Genomic DNA, 17,281 nt, shown 5'->3' on the forward strand with positions numbered 1-17,281 from the left:
TCGCTCCCACAATGGGCAATGGTCAGGCTTTCACACTCAGTGATTCTTGGCCTTTCTGATCCGCAGCATGATCAGCAACATGATCAACAGCACCGGTGGTGCCATGCCCAGCAATGCTTCGCGCGCCGATAGGTCCGCACCCAGTGTATGCAGCCCGCTATAGACCAATTTGAACAGGTTGATCAGGTAGTACGTGATGGCAATGATCGACAACCCTTCCACCGCACGCTGAATCTTGACCTGTGCATCGGCTCGTGCATTGAGACTGCGCAGAATCTCCGCGTTCTGGTCTTCCATTTCCACTTGTACCCGCGCCTGGAGCAGGTCGCCCAGGTTGGCAACGCTCATGGCCAGTTGTTCCAGGCGTTGCTCGGTCGCCGCGCAATAGCGCACGGTCGGCTTGAAACGTCGTTCGATAAACACGCCCAGCCTCTGGCAGTCGCCCAGATGGCTTTCACGCAATTCACCCAGGCGCTCGAATACCAGTTGGGCGTAGGCTCGGGTCGCGCTGAAACGGTGGCGGTTTTTCACCGAGCTGCCGACGATCCGGCGAGACAGTTGCGCGATGTCCTCCAGCAAGGCTTTGGCGTGCACGCCGCTGGCATTGGCGTTGCGTTCGGAGAGTGTCACCAGGCTGCGGTCGAACTCGTTCAACTGCGGGTCCAGTGCCTTGGCGACACTGAGGGACAAGGACGCCATCATGCGATAGGTTTCGATTTCGAGCAGGCGCCTGATCATGCGTCCCTGGCGATAGGCGTTAAGCCGCCGATTGATAAACAGGAAGCGGTTGGTGCCGTCCTCGGTGAGACGAAAATCGCTCCAGACCACCGCATCGCCACCCCCGACGCTTGAGCCGCAGGGATCCTTGAAGCCGTAGCCGGACAGGTCGAGGCCGTCCTCCGAACGCACCACCACCTGGACCGAATTGATGATCTGTCGAGCGTGACCTTCGATACCTTGCGCCAGGCATTCGGGCAGCGTGGTCCACTGCAATTCGTGGCTGGCGGCGGGCACCACCAGGGTCAGGGTGAAAAACTCGGCGTGACGCTCCCACTTGAGCGGGTGTCCGTCGATCCGGGTGATGCCCTGGGCGGCTTGATCCACCACGCTATCGGGGCATAGCCGCTCAAGCAGCGCTGTGCATTGGGCGTTATCGCCCAGCAACGCCAGATGGAAAACATGGGCGGGTTCGTCGAAGTACAGCGACGGCCGGGCGTGTAGTTCGTTGTGCAGGGTTTTTCGCTGGGGGTGCATGCGAGTGGCCTGTGTGGTTTGAATTGTTTTCTGTTCAGGCGCTTGGGCCACTGAGCATAGGACTGGCCCATTGCACTGGGAGTCACTTGGGTTCGCTCGTCCATTGGTACTGGATCGCTGCACATTTGGATCAATAAGTTGTCAGTTTCGGTCATTGAGCGCGGTGGTCCCGGCTTTTAGGCTGTGGGGCATGACTGATGGACGCCGCAGAGCTTCCGCATTTTCCGTGATCGCCCGTTGTGGAGTTACCCAATGACCGCCCCTCATTACCCGCATCTGCTGGCCCCGTTGGACCTGGGTTTTACCACGTTGCGCAACCGCGCCCTGATGGGATCGATGCACACGGGGCTTGAGGAAAAGCCCGGTGGTTTCGAACGCATGGCGGCGTATTTCGCCGAGCGTGCCCGTGGTGGCGTGGGCCTGATGGTGACCGGCGGGATCGGGCCGAACGATGAGGGCGGCGTGTACTCCGGCGCCGCCAAGTTGACCACCGAGGAAGAAGCGCTCAAGCACCGGATCGTCACCCGGGCTGTCCACGAGGCCGGTGGCAAGATCTGCATGCAGATCCTTCACGCCGGACGCTACGCCTATAGCCCCAAGCAGGTGGCGCCAAGCGCGATCCAGGCGCCGATCAATCCGTTCAAGCCCAAGGAACTCGACGAAGAAGGGATCGAGAAACAGATCAGTGATTTCGTCACCTGCTCGAGGCTGGCCCAACAGGCTGAATACGACGGCGTCGAGATCATGGGCTCGGAAGGGTATTTCATTAACCAGTTCCTGGCGGCCCACACCAACCACCGTACCGACCGCTGGGGCGGCAGCTATGAAAACCGCATGCGCCTGCCGGTGGAAATCGTGCGTCGGGTGCGCGAGGCGGTAGGGCCGAACTTCATCATCATCTTTCGCCTGTCGATGCTCGACCTGGTGGAGGGCGGCAGCAGTTGGGAGGAAATTGTCCAGTTGGCCAAGGCCGTCGAACAGGCCGGCGCGACGATTATCAACACCGGTATCGGCTGGCATGAGGCGCGTATTCCCACCATCGCCACCAAGGTTCCCCGAGCGGCGTTCAGCAAAGTCACGGCCAAGCTGCGCGGTTCGGTGAGTATTCCGTTGATCACCACCAACCGCATCAACACGCCGGAGGTGGCCGAGCAGATCCTCGCCGAAGGTGACGCCGACATGGTCTCCATGGCACGGCCGTTCCTGGCGGATCCGGAGTTCATCAACAAGGCTGCCGCTGGCCGGGCCGATGAAATCAATACCTGCATCGGCTGCAACCAGGCCTGCCTCGACCACACTTTCGGCGGCAAGCTCACCAGTTGCCTGGTGAACCCGCGGGCCTGCCATGAAACCGAACTCAACTACCTGCCAGTCACCCAGGTGAAGAAAATTGCCGTGGTCGGCGCCGGACCCGCCGGGTTGTCCGCGGCCACGGTGGCAGCCGAGCGTGGGCATCAGGTGACGCTGTTCGATTCGGCCAGCGAGATCGGCGGCCAGTTCAACGTCGCCAAGCGCGTACCGGGCAAGGAAGAATTCTTCGAGACCCTGCGCTACTTCAAGCGCAAATTGCAGACCACCCATGTCGAGCTGTGCCTGGACACTCGTGTGGATGTGGAACAGCTGGTGGCGGGCGGTTACGACGAGATCATCCTCGCCACGGGGATCGCGCCACGCGTACCTGCGATTCCCGGTGTGGAACATGCCAAGGTGCTGAGCTACCTGGATGTGATTCTGCAGCGCAAACCGGTGGGCCGCAGCGTGGCGGTGATCGGGGCCGGGGGTATCGGTTTTGACGTGTCGGAGTTCCTGGTGCACCAGGGCATCGCCACCAGCCAGGACCGCGAGGCGTTCTGGAAGGAGTGGGGGATCGACACCCGACTCGAGGCACGCGGCGGTGTGGCCGGGATCAAGGCCGAGCCCCATGCGCCGGCGCGGCAGGTGTTCCTGTTGCAGCGCAAGTCCTCCAAGGTCGGTGACGGTTTGGGCAAGACCACCGGCTGGATTCATCGCACGGGGCTGAAGAACAAGCAGGTGCAGATGTTCAACGGTGTCGAGTACCTGAAGATCGACGACGAAGGGCTGCACATCCGTATCGGAGATGGCGGCGAGCCGCAGGTGCTGGCCGTGGACAATATCGTGATCTGCGCCGGCCAGGATCCGCTGCGTGAACTGCAGGAAGGCCTGGAAGCGGCGGGGCAGACTGTCCACCTCATCGGCGGCGCCGACGTAGCGGCGGAACTGGATGCCAAGCGGGCCATCAACCAGGGTTCGCGGTTGGCGGCGCAGTTGTAAGGCACCAGGGGTTGCCGCAGATCCCCTGTGGGAGCGAGCCTGCTCGCGATAGCGTCGGTCCAGTCACTAGAGCGGTTGGATGGGCCGCCGTCATCGCGAGCAGGCTCGCTCCCACAAGGGAATGGTGGTGAGGTCCGGGTCTGCGGTCATCCGTGAGCGCCTGTTAAGATGCAGGCCTCTTTGCGCCGGGCCTGCTTGCCATGCTTCTTTCTGCCCTTGATTGGCACCCCAACCCCAAACTCGAACCCCTTCATCTGGATTGGCTTACCCGCGCCGGTGTTGAAGTGGCGGCGTTGCGCCTGGATCGGATCGATCCACTGATCAGTGGCAACAAGTGGTTCAAGCTGGTTCACCATGTGCGCGCCGCCCACGAGGCCGGCGCCGAGGGGATCATGAGCCTGGGCGGGGCCTATTCCAACCATCTGCATGCACTGGCCGCCGCCGGCAAGCGCTTTGGCTTCCCAACGGTGGGGCTGCTGCGTGGCCATCCCCGGGAAACGCCGACGGTGCTCGATCTGCAAGCATTCGGCATGGATCTGCACTGGTTGGGATACGGCGGCTATCGGGAGCGGCATGCCGAGGATTTCTGGGCGCCCTGGCAGGCGCGTTATCCCCATCTGCATCCGGTGCCGGAGGGCGGCTTCGGCTTGCCGGGTGCGCAGGGCTGCAAGGCCTGGCTGACCAGCGCCCGTGAACAACTGACGGCATTGGGCTGGACGGATTATCACGGCTGGTGGCTGGCTTGCGGCACCGGAACGTCGCTGGCGGGGCTGGTGTTGGCCGAAGCGGGCACGCATCCGGTCCATGGAGTGCTCGCGGTGCCCGAGGACCACGGCGTGGCGCAACAGGTCGATAGCATCGTGCGCGAGGCTGGTATTGCCGATCCACGTTATGAGTTGCTCGACGGCAGCCGCGGCGGCTTTGCCCGGGTCGACGCGCCACTGAAGGCCTTCATCGATGCCACCGTCGCAATCGAACTGGAGCCGCTCTACACCGGCAAGGCGTTGATGATGCTCAAGTCGCAAGTAGAAGCAGGCCGGTTTGCCCAGGGCACGCGCTTGATCTTCGTCCACACCGGCGGCTTGCAAGGCCGCCGGGGGTTTGAGTGAACGCGGTCAGCCGCGCTTTGGCATCATCCGCAGCAACGTGTTGTCGCGCACGATGTAGTGGTGATACAGCCCCGCCAGGGCATGCAGGCCGATCAACCAGTAGCCGATGGTGCCGCCCAGTACATGCCAGCCTTCCAGCTGTTTGGCGAATGCCTTGTCCTGATCGACCAGCAGCGGCAGATCGAAACCGTAGAACATCACCTGGTGCCCTTCGGCGCTGGTGATCAGCCAGCCCAGCAGCGGCATGGCGATCATGAACAGGTACAGCGCCCAGTGCATCAGGCGCGCAAGGAACGTCTGCCAGACGGGTGAAGCCGGAAAGATGGCCGGTGCCTTGCCCATGCTGCGGGCGAACAGGCGCAGCCAGACCAGCAGGAACACGGTCAGGCCGAGCATGAAATGCGCTTCCTTGATCAGGGTTCGACCGCCGCTGCCCTTGGGGAAGATCCCGCGCAATTCAATGCAGGCATAAACCACAGCCAGCAGCACCAGCATCAACCAGTGCAAGGTGACCGTGACGGTACTGTAGCGGTTCTCGGAATTTTTCCAGGGCATGCGGGGTATCTCCAGACATCAGGGTAAAGCGCCGTCTCAAGCGGCGTTGTGGTGTTACTGTAAGCCCGTTTCGCTGGCTTTGCATGAGTCAGATCAGGTTTTGTCTTACGACTCCGGTTTGCGATCGCTGGCCAGCGGTGCCACCCATTACGCTATTCGGTGATGGTCAGGGCGTCGTGTCCGGAGGGTTCAGCAGCCAGTCGAACAGCAGCCTCACATCGGCGTTGCCCGACGCCGGTTTTGGCGACGCCATGACGCGCCCGCCGCTGCTATCGATGCCGCCTGGGCACAACACCGGCCGGTCGGGATCGCCGTCGAGAAAACTCACCAGCACTTCACTGCCGGCCATCAGGAGCGGCCTGTCGTGGAGGTTCAATCGCGACATGGGCAGAGAGATGCCTTCCTCATCCGGGCTCCACAGGCTGACCCGGACCTGACCTCGCTCGTCAGGCTCCGCCGGCTGCCCGGCAGGGCCGAGCACATGCGCCACGTGGTAGCCGGGAATGCTGGGCCTGGGATGCTTGAGGGCAGGCCTGAACACGGTGGACCAGGGGATGGCCGAGAACTTGTTCCGATAGTCCTTGGCCGACGCCACGGGCGGCTGATTCGCTTCCAGAATCGAAAACTGTCGCCCGCGATGCTGGACCTCGACAACCAGCCATTGATCGTTGAACGTCGATACCGGGTGTTCGCCGATCTGCACGATGTGGCCGCTGCGCAGGGCCGGTTGAGTGCTGTGACCGTGGATCTCCCGCTGCCGGCAGCGCAGGCGTTCCAGGTTCCGGCGCCCGATCTGATAAGTGTGAGCCAATGCTGGATTGCTCCGCATCGCCTCGTGATCGCTACCGTTGAGCCCGTGATTCGCGGCGCCGGTTTCGGCGGACGGCATTGCCCGCTCGGCGAAGCGGCCGGGCAGGGCAGACATCGTCGGGTGGTGGCGCTGGTACAGCCGCTCGAGTGCCGGTTGCTCATCGGCCTGCGTCCGCAGTGTCAGTTCGACTGCCCGTGCGGGGAAGCTCTTGGGATCTTCGGCGAACACCAGGACATGGCCGGAAGGGGAGTGTTCGAAATGGTAGTGAATGCCTTCTTGCTCACATAGCCGTTGCAGCAGCTCCAGGTCGCTTTCCTCGTATTGGATACAGAACGGGCGGGATGGGTACTGGCCGTGGGGCAGTTCGAAACGGTAGCTGTGGGCGGGCAGCGCGTTGTCGTCCAGCAGGCGTTGCAGGACCTGTACGACGCTGAGCTGATGGAAAACCCGCCGTCTCGGGCCATGTTCCAGACGCTGGAGATGCGGAACCAGCGTCAGGCGATAGCCGATACGGTGCGGCGCATCGGCGCTCAGGCTGACGCTGTGGACGATGCCATGTACACCGGACTCACCGTCCAGGCGCAGGAACGCCGGTTGCCCCAGCAGCGTGTCGGGATTGATAGGCGGCGCGAGGCCGATCAGTTCGAGGTCGAAGCGGTACGGCTGGTTGAGGGCCTCCCTACCGCTGAACCGCAGCACTTGCAGGCGCAAGTCGCTTTGCATGAGTGTCAGGCTGAAGGGGCTTTCCGTGTCGTTGCGCATCGCGGTGCTTACTTGAAGAGAAGAAGCCGCGAGGGTACGAAACCGCGGGGCGAAACGGTGCTCCCGAATCGCTATTTCGGAAACGGCCTACAGCACGTTGTGAAAATGTCGATTCGCCGGGACGCATTTTTTGGTCGATCAGCCGGTTTAGGCCGTATAAACTTGCGCCACAGCGCCGGCCGGCAGATGTCTTGGCGCGTCAGACAAGAGAGTGAGTGATGGGCGCACAGTGGAAGGTTAAACACAAAGAGGCGGCTGCCAACGCCAAGGGCAAGATCTTCGGCAAGCTGGTGAAGGAAATCACCATTGCCGCGCGCAACGGTGCCGATGTGGCGACCAACGCACACCTGCGGCTGGTGGTCGAGCAGGCGAAGAAGGCCTCGATGCCCCGCGAGACCCTGGAGCGCGCGATCAAGAAAGGTTCCGGCCAGCTCGGCGAGACCGTGCAGTACCACCGTGTGACCTACGAAGGGTTTGCGCCGCACCAGGTGCCGCTGATCGTTGAATGCGTGACCGACAACATCAACCGTACCGTGGCCGAAATCCGCGTCGCGTTCCGCAAGGGCCAGTTGGGCGCTTCGGGTTCGGTGGCCTGGGACTTCAACCATGTCGGCATGATCGAGGCCGCTCCGGACAGCCCTGACGCCGATCCGGAAATGGCCGCCATCGAGGCCGGTGCCCAGGATTTCGAACCGGGCGAAGAGGGTGCGACGCTGTTCATCACCGATGCGGCCGACCTCGACGCCGTGCAGAAAGCGCTGCCGGCCCAGGGCTTCACGGTGTTGTCCGCCAAGCTGGGCTACCAGCCGAAAAATCCGGTCAGCGGCCTGACCGACGCGCAGATGGCCGAGGTCGAAGCGTTCCTTGAAGGCCTCGACAACCACGATGACGTGCAGGATATGTTTGTCGGGTTGGCGGGTTAAAGGGATTCCCTGAGAACGAGCTTGTCTTTGTGGCGAAGGGATAAATCCCCTCACCACAAAGACAAGCTGCGTTCGATCAGCCGGTGGTCAAGCTGCCGGCCAATACCCGTTCAATCTCCTCAAACCCCGGCCGCGCCAGCACATCCGGCTGGCAGCAACGCGCCTCCAACGCCTGTAGCGTTGCAAGCGCCACGTCGTCGCTCCCCAGCTCGATCCGCGCCAGCAACTCACCCAGCAGAATCCCGAAGGCCCGCACTTCGATGCGTTGCAGTGCGCGGGTTTGCGGGGTGTCTGCGGTGGCGTGGAAAGATGCCGCGCCAAAATCCCCCAGCAGGCAGTCGCCCTGGTCGTTGTAGAGGATGTTGTGTCCGTACAAATCCCCGTGGGTGATGCCCTGGCGGTGCAGGTGTGCCGCCACCGAGGCGATGCCCCGGGCGATACGCAAGGCCACGGTGGTGCTCAAGCGCAACGTCTCGGCATACACGTCGCGGGTGCAGGAGGCCAGGCTCGGCAGCCCGGCCAGGTTTCGATAGCTGGGCTCGATCAGCGCCATGACCAGCCCGGCCTGTTCTTCGGGATGTCCGGCGACCTGGCCCAGCACTTCAATCAGGTTCGGATGCCGGCCCGCCGTGATGCAGGCGTGCATTTCATGCAGGGGCGAGCCGTCGCTGGTCATCTCGCCTTTGTACATCTTCACCGCGACGTTTCGCGCCGGTTGGCCGGCCGGTTGCCACTGCGCTTGATGAATCACCCCCGAGGCGCCTTCGCCCAATGGTTGTTGCAGGCTCAGTCGTGCCCAATCGATAGGGGTCGTGCTGTGCAGTGCGGCCTCGTTGGCTTGGGTTTCCAGCGGGTTGCCGGCGTAGGCGAGCCAGCTGAGGCGGGGCAGTTCCAGCAACCATTGCGGCAGATCGACCAACTGATTGGCGGCGATCCGCAGCAGCTCGAGTTGGTGACACTGGGCCAGGCTGGCGGGCAATTGCTGCAAACGGTTGCCGGCCAGCATCAGTTTTTGCAGATGTGGGCGCTGCCCCAGTTCATCCGGCAACTGGCTGATGCGGTTTTCCGTCAGGATCAGCCAGCGCAGCAGCGGCGGCAGGGCCGCGGCGGGTACACGTTCGATGCGGTTGGCCTTGAAACCGACCATGGTCAACGCGGCACAACGGCCCAGGCATTCGGGCAGCTCAGTGAATCGATTGTCCGAGCAGAACAGCACCCGCAACCGGGTCAGCCGATGCAAGTCATCGGGCAAGGTCTCCAACTGGTTGCCGCTGAGATTGAGGATCTCGAGGGAGTCCGCCAGGTCGAAGATTTCCCGGGGAAACTGCGTCAGGCCGCAGGCCAGGTCCAACCGGGTGAGGCCTGACAGCTGGCCGGCGCGGAGTTGGGCGAGGGTGTTCATGGGAGGGGGCACCGTTGATCAAGAGAAGTTCGATGCCACCTAGTTTGTTACAAATCCCCTCGCCACAAAAGCCAGTTCGGCTAGCGCTCGATACTGCGGTTCCAACGCGCGTTCCACGCCGGCCGCTGTTCATTGACCTGGTCCCAGTCCACCGCAATCGCCGTTTCCAGGTATTGCTTCATGGCCTCCACCTGGCCGCGGGTCTTCTCGGTGGTGGGGGTATTGGGGTTGGACGGAATCTGGTCGCCTTCTTCCAGGGCAATGGCCTGGGCTTCAGGCGTGAGCAGGAAGGCGGCGAGTTTCTGCGCCAGCTCGGGCTGGGTGTTGTGGGCGATGGCGCATTCGGCGACGTTGAGCACCACGGCGCCTTCCTTCGGTTGTGCATATTCCACTGGCATGCCCTTGAGTTTCAGCGCGGTCACCTGGGTCGGCGTCAGCGGGAACAGCGCGGCTTCGTCGGTCTGCAGCATTTCGGAAATCTTCGCCGAGCTGGGGATGTATTCCAGCACGTTGCGCCCCACGGTGTTCGGCCAGGCCTTGAAGCCCGGCTCGACGTTGGTCTCGTTGCCACCCTGGATCCGGTTGAACATCAGGAAACCGTGCAGGCCGAAGGTGGACGAGGCCACCGACTGGAACACCAGTTTGTCCTTGAAGCGCGGGTCGGCCATGTCCATCCATGAGGTCGGCGCGCTCCAACCTTTTTCCTTGAACAGGCGCGTGTTGTAGGCGAGCCCCGTCACACCCAGGCTGACGGCCACGGCCTGATCCTTGATGCGACCCTTGGCGGGGATTTGCGCCAGGGTCGGGCTGTCCTCGAGCTTGTCGCAAAGCCCCATGGAAATGGCGCGGTACATGATGCCGTCATCCAGGAACATGACGTGCATCTGTGGGTTGTCTTTGCTGGCCTGCACTTTCGCCAGGATGTCCGCCGACGTCCCGGGCACGATCACCACTTTGACGTTGTTGGCTTTCTCGAAGGCCGGCAAGACCTTGTCGGCGTAGAGCCGCTCCATGGTGCCGCCGTTCATGCCCAGGTAAAGCGTTGGCTCGGCGTGTGCCTGACCGACGGCGAACAATGCGCTCAGGCAGGAAAAGCCCAGCAGTGCAGTGCGTTTGACGTTATTCATGGCGCGACCTTCCTCTATCAAGAAACGGAGATGGAGTGAAACCGGGTGATGGAAAACGCATCCAGCGACGTTTTCGATTCGCCGCAACAGATGATTTCGGTGAGCGCCTGGCCCACCGCCGGGCCGATCTGGAAGCCCGCTCCGGCAAAGCCGAACGCATGCAACAGACCGGGTTGGGTACTGCTGTGCCCGATCACCGGCTGGCGGTCGGGCAAGTAACCTTCGGTGCCGCTCCAGGTACGAATCGCCTGGGCGCCCTCCAGGAACGGGTAGAGCTCGACCGCCTGGCGCAGGATCTCGATCACGGCATTCTGGCCGGGCCGGGCGCGAGCGTCGTCCAGGGCGAAACCCTGGCCACCGCCCAGCACGCAGTTGCCGCGTGCAACCTGGCGCGCGTAAATCCCGCCGCCCTCCACGCCGGTACTGGCGTCCATCACCCACGGCAAGGGCTCGGTGACCAGCATCGCCGGGTGTCCGGCATACATGGGCACGGCTTCGCCGAACTGTGCGGCGAAATGGCTGGCCCAGGCGCCGGCGCAGTTCAGCAGCCAGGGCGCACGGAGCATCAGGCCCGTTTCGGTTCGCACGGTAAAGCGCTGGCCGTCATGTTCAACCAGGCTGACCGGGCATTGTTCATGAACCTGAGCGCCATGCCGGCGGGCGGCCTGGGCAAAGGCCGGGGACACCAGTCGTGGGTTGGCGTGACCATCGTCCGGGCACAGCGAGGCGCCGACAGCCACCGCACCCACCCAGGGAAAACGCGCGTGCAGTGCCTGGCGATCCAGCAGTTGCAAGTCGAGGCCAAAGCCCTGGCTGCTGGCGGCGTAGTCCTGCAACGCACGCATGTCCTCGGCGCTGCGGGCCAGTTTCAGATGGCCGCTGCGCTGGTATTCCCCGTCGATGCCGATCAATTGGGGCAGCTGGTTCCAGATTTCGTGAGCCCGTTGCGAGAGGGGCAGTTGCGACAAGGGCCGTCCCTGGCGTCGCACGCCACCATAGTTCACGCCGCTTGAGTGCGAGCCACAGAAGTCCCGTTCCAGCAGGGCCACCCGACGCCCGGCTTTGCTCAGGAACAGCGCCGCTGACGAGCCGACGATGCCGCCGCCGATGATCACCACATCGACTTCGATCATGGCTCGACCTCCAGGCCAAACGGTACGGGCTTGACCGGTGCCTGGGCCCGCAAGCGGCCGATGCCGCAGATGGGCCGTCCACTTTCACTGGCGATGATTTCCGCCGCCGCGGCGCCGCACATTCTTCCCTGGCAACGCCCCATGCCGATCCGGCAGTGAGCCTTGACCCGGTTGATTTCCCAATGGCCTTCGCCGATCACCTGGCGAATGTCGCCGACGCTGACTTCTTCGCAACGGCAAATCATCAGTTCGTCAGCCGCGTCGGCGGCCCAGTCTTGCGGAAAGGCAAAGGCACGTTCCAGTCCTTGGCGGAAACGACCAATGCGTTCGAGTTCTGTTTCCAGCTGGGTGCAGCGCTGCGGATCGACTCGGTAGCCGCTGTCCTCGAGCAGGGCCAGGGCGGCGCGTTCGCCGGCTTTCTCGGCGGCGTCGGCACCCATGATTCCCGCGCCGTCACCCGCGAGGTAGACGCCGGCCACGCTGCTGCGGCCGGCGCTGTCCCGTTGGGGCAGCCAGGCGCGGTTGAGGGCGTTCCAGGTGAATTCGCAGCCCAACAGATCGGCCAGTTGGGTTTCGCTGCGCAAGCCGTGGGCGAAGGCGACCGCATCGCAATCGAGAGTCTGTTCGCCTTTTGCGTTGTGCCATTTCAATGACTGCACCCGACGCTCACCGTCGATACGCGACAGGCTCGCGCCCTGATGCACGGCGATGCCATGGGCGGTCAGCCAGCCCCGGTAGTAGAGACCCTTGGCGAGCGTGGCAGGTTGTGTTAACAGGCCCGGCAGGGCGCGGGCCTGGGCGCCCAGGGGGGAGCTGTCGAGTACGGCAACCACATGCGCGCCTGCCTTGGCGTATTGATAAGCCACCAGATAAAGCAACGGGCCGCTGCCGGCGAACACCACACGCTCACCGATGGCGCAGCCCTGGAACTTCAGGGCGATCTGCGCGGCGCCGAGGCTGTACACCCCCGGCAACGTCCAGCCCGGCACGGGCAGGATCCGGTCGGTGGCGCCTGTGGCGACGATCAACTTCGAATACTCCAGCCGGGCGGCGCGACCTTGATGCAGGGTGTCGAGCAGACCGGCTTCGGCGTTCCATACCAGGGTGTCGGGACGATAGTCGAGCTGGTTGCGCAGTTCATCGATGGTCTGGTGGATCGATTGGGCCTTGTGCGCTTCGAAGCCATAGAGCTTGGCTGGTGAGCGCTTGAAATTGGCCGGTTGTCGCCGATAGATCTGCCCACCGCCGCGCAAGGCTTCATCCAGCAGGACAGGGTAGACGCCATGGGCGACCAGGGTCTGGGCAGCACGGATCCCGGCGGGACCTGCACCGATAATGGCGATGGGTTTCATGACGGCCTCATCGACAAGATCGGGAGGTTTGTGGCGCTGTCGAAGGCGCTATCGCGAGCAGGCTCGCTCCCACAGTGGATCGGTGCGGAACGTCGATTTTGTGACCGCCGCAGAACCCCTGTGGGAGCGAGCCTGCTCGCGATAGCGGTGGTCCATTCAGCAACGATGGCGGCGGGAAGATCGCTTTCGCGAGCAAGCCCGCTCCCACAGTGGATCGGTGCGGAACGCCGATTCTGTGACCACCGCAACTCCCCTGTGGGAGCGAGCCCGCTCGCGATAGCGGTGGTCCATTCAGCGACGATGGCAGCAGGCAGGTTGCTCCCATAGGGAATAAGTGAGCTATTCATACCTGTCGTCCCGGTTCGCGGGTGATTTGCTGGCCGGCTTCGAGCAGGGTGGCGCAGGCGCGGACGCGGCGGCCGTCGCCGAGGCGGACCCAGCAGTCCTGGCACGCGCCCATCAGGCAGAACCCCGCCCGGGGTTCGGCGCTGAAATCGCTGCCGCGCAGGTGTTCGCCGCAGGTCAGTACGGCGGTCAGCAGTGTATCGCCCAACAGACCGCTGGCCGGCTGGCCGTCGAGGGTAAAGTCCAAGGCCGGGCGGTCGCCTTCGGCCAGTCGTTTCAGCAGCGCCATGGTGCCCTCATTGTTTGCCCACCAGAACCCGATCCAGGCCGTAGACCCGGTCGAGCAGAATCATGGTCACTGCGGTAAGCGCAATGACCAGCGCCGACACCGCCGCCATCATCGGGTCGATGGATTCGGTGGCGTACACATACATGCGCACCGGCAGGGTTTGGGTCGCCGGTGACGTGACAAAGATCGACAGGGTGACTTCATCGAAACTGTTGATGAACGCCAGCAACCAGCCCCCGGCGACCCCGGGCAGGATCATCGGCAGGGTGATCTGTCGGAACAGCGTGAAGCGCCCGGCGCCCAGGGATTGCGCGGCCTGTTCGGCACTGCGGTCCAAGCCGATGGCCGACGCCAGCACCAGACGCAACACATAAGGGGTAATGACCAGCACGTGGGCGAAGATCAGCCAGGTGAAGTTGCCATTGACCCCCATCAGCGCAAACAGCCGCAGCAGCGCCACACCCAGCACCAGGTGTGGAATGATGATCGGCGACAAGAACAAGCCATTGAAAAAATCCCGGCCGGGAAATTCGAGGCGGGTGATTGCCAGCGCCGCCGGTACCGCGATCAACGTCGCCAGCGAGGCCGCGCAGAACGCCAGGGCCAGGCTGTTGTAGAACGCATCGACGAAATCCGCGCGTTCGAACACGGCGCGGAACCAGCGCAGGGAGAACTCCGTGGTCGGCAGGCTCAGGGTGTTTTCCGGGGTGAAGGCGACAAGGCAGACCACCACCAGCGGCGCCAGCATGAACGCCACGATCAAAGCGTGAAACAACAGGGCGAAAGGACCGTTCCTGGACATGATGAGTTACCCCAGTGACTTCTTGTAGCGGCCTTCGATCATGCGGTTCCACGACAGCATGATCAGCAGGTTGAGCAGCAACAGCGCAATGGCGATGGCCGCGCCCATGGGCCAGTTGAGTTCCGACAGGTACTGGTCGTAGATCAGCGTGGCGACCATCTTCAAGCGGCGTCCGCCGAGCAGCCCGGGAATGGCGAAGGAGCTGGCGGCCAGGCCGAACACAATCAGGGTGCCGGACAGCACGCCGGGCATGATCTGCGGCAGCACCACCTTGCGGATCACCGTGAACTGGCTGGCCCCCAGGGACAACGCGGCCTGTTCGGCGGCCGGATCGAGTTTCTGCAGCGAGGTCCAGACCGGAATGATCATGAACGGCAGCATCACGTGGACCAGGGCGATGACCACGGCGAATGGCGTATAGAGCAACTTCATCGGCGCGCCACCGAACGCTTGCAGCGTCTGGTTGACCAACCCGTCGGCGCCCAGCAGCAGGCTCCAGCCGAAGGCCCGGACCACCACCGAAATCAGCAACGGGGTGAGAATCAGGATCAGGAAAATCGAGCGCCATGGCGCACCCATGCGGCTGAGCACGTACGCTTCGGGCACGCCGATCAGCACGCACAAAATCGTGGTCAGGGCACTGATCCAGAAGGTGCGCAAAAAGATCTCGTAGAAGTACGAATCGCCCAGCAGGCTGATGTAGTGATCGAGGGTGTACGCACGGCTGTCGATGCCCGACCCGTAGTCGAAAACGTTGAACGACAGCACCAGCGTCAGCCCCAGGGGAATCACCAGCAAACCCAGGTACAGGGCCAGGGCCGGTGCGGACATCAGGTAGCCTTGTCGGCCCCGGCGCATTCCGTCCAGCAGCTTCATGCCGGCACCTCATCGACACTCAGCACCCGCAGCAGCGCCGGATCCCAGTCCAGGCCCACCGCCGTGCCTTCGCTCATCGGCGCGCTGCCGTCATTTCGGCGCACCACGCAGAGCTCACCCAGGCTGGTCGAGACGCCATATAACCATTGGCTGCCGAGGAAGAAGCGGCTGGCGATCGTGCCTTGCAGGCGGCCCGCGCCAGCGGCGCACAGGTCGATCTTTTCCGGGCGCAGGCTCAGGGTCAGTTCGCCCTGGCCCGACTGACAGGCTTGAACGCCGCCCGCGCCGTCACGTTCGCCAGGCAGCAGGTTGGCCTTGCCAACGAAGCCGGAAATGAAGGTGGTGCGCGGGTGTTCGTAAAGGGTGTAGGGCGTATCGATCTGGGTGATGCGTCCGGCCTGCATCACCACGACGCGGTCGCTGATGGACAGCGCTTCGGACTGGTCGTGGGTGACCATCAACGTGGTGATGCCTACTTCCCGCTGGATGCGGCGGATTTCGAACTGCATCTCTTCGCGTAGGTTGGCGTCGAGGTTGGACAGCGGTTCGTCGAGCAACAGCACCGGCGGTTCGATCACCAGCGCCCGGGCCAGTGCCACGCGCTGACGCTGGCCGCCCGAGAGCTCTCGGGGATAGCGCTCGGCATGCCGGTCCAGGCGCACCAGCTTCAGCACCCGGTCCACCCGTTGCTGGAGTTCGCTGCCCGCTACCTTGCGCATGCGCAGGCCGAAGGCGACGTTGTCCCGGACGGTCATGTGGGGGAACAACGCATAACTCTGGAACACGACGCCCAGGCCGCGGCTGGCGGGTTTGGCGTGGGTGATGTCGCGGCCATCCAGCAGGATGTGTCCGCTGCTGACGTCGACGAAGCCGGCGATCATTTGCAGGGTGGTGGTCTTGCCGCAACCGGAAGGGCCCAGCAGCGAGACGAATTCGCCCTTTTCCACGGCGAGGTTGGTGGCCACCACGGCGTCGATGTCGCCGTAGCGTTTACTCAAGTTTTCAAGTTGCACGAAAGCCATGATTGCGCTCCACCTGAGATTGTTATGCGTCGCCGTGAGGCGCGCTTTTTTGTAAGGGCAGATACGAAGGGGTGACGCAGGACACTCGGTGCGTTGGCGCTCGATCTGGATCGGCTGCCGCTGTTGTTCGAATCGCCCCTGTATGGACTCAGAGTAGGACGAAGAATAGGATGGGCTCAATGGCCTATTTCACTGAGGCGATGACTATTTTCAGTTTCATTCGATCAGTGAATTGATGAGTAATGAATTGAATGATTAATTCCACTGATCGGAATATTGAGAAAGGTGAAGTCGGCGTTGGCGCCGTTTCCAGATTGTTCGCGGTGTTGCGCAGCCTGGGAGACACCGCTGAAGGTGGGGAACGGGTAACGCAATTGGCCCAGCGCATCGGCCTGTCTCAGCCGACCACCCATCGCCTGCTACGCAGCCTGATGGACGAGGGCATGGTCGAGCAGGATGGGCGCAGCAAACGCTATCGCCTGAGCCTGGATTTTTTCGCCCTGGCCGCTCGTGCCGGCAACACCGGCAACCTGCGTGAACTGGCACGACCGGCCATGCTGCGGTTGTCGGCGTCCCTGGGGGACTCGTTGTTCCTGCTGGCGCGCAGCGGCTTCGATGCGATCTGCCTGGATCGTAGTGAGGGGCCGTTCCCAATCCGCACCTTTACCGGTGATATCGGTGGCCGGGTGGCGCTGGGCGTGGGCCAAGGCAGCCTGGCGATCCTGGCATTCCTGCCCGAGGAGGAGCGCGACACGGTGATTCACTACAACTTGCCGCGGCTCAAGGATTTCCATCTGTACGACGAAGTCTTCCTGCGCTCGGAAGTGGAGAACGTGCGCAACCTGGGCTACGCCGGACGCAACACCGGCGTGTTGCAGGGGATGGCGGGGGTGGCGGTGCCGATCCTGGATCGCGGCGGCCGTGCCGTGGCGGCCTTGAGCGTGGCGACCATCAGCGACCGCCTGGGCCCGGATCGCCTGCCGACGGTGGTGGAGATGCTCAAGCGCGAGGCGGCCTTGATCGGCCCACGGATCAACCCGTTCGACCCACTGCTGCGTCGGCCTTCGCAGGTGTTTGGGCAGGGGTGAAGTTCCGAGTCCTTTGTGGGAGCGAGCCTGCTCGCGATAGCGGTGGATCAGTCGACACCTCGCTGACTGACCTACCGCCATCGCGAGCAGGCTCGCTCCCACAGGTACGGCGTCGGACACCGATGCTGCGGCCATCCGC

15 protein-coding genes are annotated in these 17,281 nt (G+C 63.3%); 4 read left to right on the forward strand and 11 right to left on the reverse strand.

The genetic code is table 11. The features are described 5' to 3' along the window. Nucleotides 1–36: 36 nt before the first annotated feature. Nucleotides 37–1,254 carry a DUF3422 domain-containing protein gene (locus LOY35_RS09855; RefSeq protein WP_258632130.1) on the reverse strand — a complete coding sequence of 406 codons (1,218 nt, stop codon included), beginning with the start codon at nt 1,252–1,254 and terminating at the stop codon, nt 37–39. Between the two features lie 252 nt (nt 1,255–1,506). Between LOY35_RS09855 and LOY35_RS09860 the strand changes: the two genes are divergently transcribed. Next, entirely contained in the window at nt 1,507–3,546 is a 2,040-nt protein-coding gene (locus LOY35_RS09860; protein WP_258632131.1) for an FAD-dependent oxidoreductase, read from the forward strand. A 200-nt stretch (nt 3,547–3,746) separates the two neighbouring features. After that, on the forward strand, nt 3,747–4,655 hold the full coding sequence (locus LOY35_RS09865; RefSeq protein WP_258632132.1) for a 1-aminocyclopropane-1-carboxylate deaminase/D-cysteine desulfhydrase: 909 nt from the start codon (nt 3,747–3,749) through the stop codon (nt 4,653–4,655). Between the two features lie 6 nt (nt 4,656–4,661). Here the strand turns inward: LOY35_RS09865 and LOY35_RS09870 are convergent, their stop codons facing one another. After that, on the reverse strand, nt 4,662–5,210 hold the full coding sequence (locus LOY35_RS09870; protein ID WP_258632133.1) for a cytochrome b: 549 nt from the start codon (nt 5,208–5,210) through the stop codon (nt 4,662–4,664). Between the two features lie 166 nt (nt 5,211–5,376). After that, nucleotides 5,377–6,783, reverse strand: coding sequence for a type VI secretion system Vgr family protein (locus LOY35_RS09875; RefSeq protein WP_258632134.1), 1,407 nt, complete (start codon nt 6,781–6,783; stop codon nt 5,377–5,379). Nucleotides 6,784–7,001: 218 nt separating this feature from the next. On the opposite strand from LOY35_RS09875, the gene LOY35_RS09880 reads away from it, so the two are divergent. After that, complete coding sequence (locus LOY35_RS09880) at nt 7,002–7,706, forward strand: YebC/PmpR family DNA-binding transcriptional regulator (RefSeq protein ID WP_258632135.1); 705 nt, start codon at nt 7,002–7,004, stop codon at nt 7,704–7,706. Between the two features lie 76 nt (nt 7,707–7,782). On the opposite strand, the gene LOY35_RS09885 is transcribed toward LOY35_RS09880, so the two are convergent. The 8 genes from LOY35_RS09885 to LOY35_RS09920 form a co-directional block, all read right to left on the reverse strand. Then, the gene (locus LOY35_RS09885) at nt 7,783–9,108 is read right to left on the reverse strand and encodes a leucine-rich repeat-containing protein kinase family protein (RefSeq protein WP_258632136.1); all 1,326 of its coding nucleotides are present in this window, start codon (nt 9,106–9,108) and stop codon (nt 7,783–7,785) included. Between the two features lie 80 nt (nt 9,109–9,188). Continuing rightward, nucleotides 9,189–10,235, reverse strand: a complete 1,047-nt coding sequence (locus LOY35_RS09890; protein ID WP_258632137.1) for an ABC transporter substrate-binding protein — start codon at nt 10,233–10,235, stop codon at nt 9,189–9,191. A 17-nt stretch (nt 10,236–10,252) separates the two neighbouring features. Then, the gene (locus LOY35_RS09895) at nt 10,253–11,368 is read right to left on the reverse strand and encodes an FAD-binding oxidoreductase (protein ID WP_258632138.1); all 1,116 of its coding nucleotides are present in this window, start codon (nt 11,366–11,368) and stop codon (nt 10,253–10,255) included. After that, nucleotides 11,365–12,720, reverse strand: a complete 1,356-nt coding sequence (locus tag LOY35_RS09900) for an NAD(P)/FAD-dependent oxidoreductase (protein WP_258632139.1) — start codon at nt 12,718–12,720, stop codon at nt 11,365–11,367. Before LOY35_RS09900 ends, LOY35_RS09895 begins: the two co-directional genes overlap by 4 nt. 343 nt (nt 12,721–13,063) lie before the next feature. Next, nucleotides 13,064–13,354: a (2Fe-2S)-binding protein gene (locus LOY35_RS09905; RefSeq protein WP_041020092.1), complete on the reverse strand. Its 291-nt coding sequence runs from the start codon at nt 13,352–13,354 to the stop codon at nt 13,064–13,066. Between the two features lie 7 nt (nt 13,355–13,361). Further along, on the reverse strand, nt 13,362–14,156 hold the full coding sequence (locus tag LOY35_RS09910; protein WP_258632140.1) for an ABC transporter permease: 795 nt from the start codon (nt 14,154–14,156) through the stop codon (nt 13,362–13,364). Nucleotides 14,157–14,162: 6 nt separating this feature from the next. Beyond that, a complete protein-coding gene (locus LOY35_RS09915; protein WP_258632141.1) occupies nt 14,163–15,032 on the reverse strand; it encodes an ABC transporter permease in 870 nt (289 codons plus the stop codon). After that, nucleotides 15,029–16,054, reverse strand: a complete 1,026-nt coding sequence (locus tag LOY35_RS09920) for an ABC transporter ATP-binding protein (RefSeq protein ID WP_258632142.1) — start codon at nt 16,052–16,054, stop codon at nt 15,029–15,031. The genes LOY35_RS09915 and LOY35_RS09920 overlap by 4 nt, the downstream gene beginning before the upstream one ends. A gap of 251 nt (nt 16,055–16,305) precedes the next feature. Between LOY35_RS09920 and LOY35_RS09925 the strand changes: the two genes are divergently transcribed. Then, nucleotides 16,306–17,142 carry an IclR family transcriptional regulator gene (locus LOY35_RS09925; RefSeq protein ID WP_258632143.1) on the forward strand — a complete coding sequence of 279 codons (837 nt, stop codon included), beginning with the start codon at nt 16,306–16,308 and terminating at the stop codon, nt 17,140–17,142. Nucleotides 17,143–17,281: the final 139 nt, after the last annotated feature.

The organism is Pseudomonas sp. B21-028 (genome assembly GCF_024749045.1).
Classification (GTDB): Bacteria; Pseudomonadota; Gammaproteobacteria; order Pseudomonadales; family Pseudomonadaceae; genus Aquipseudomonas.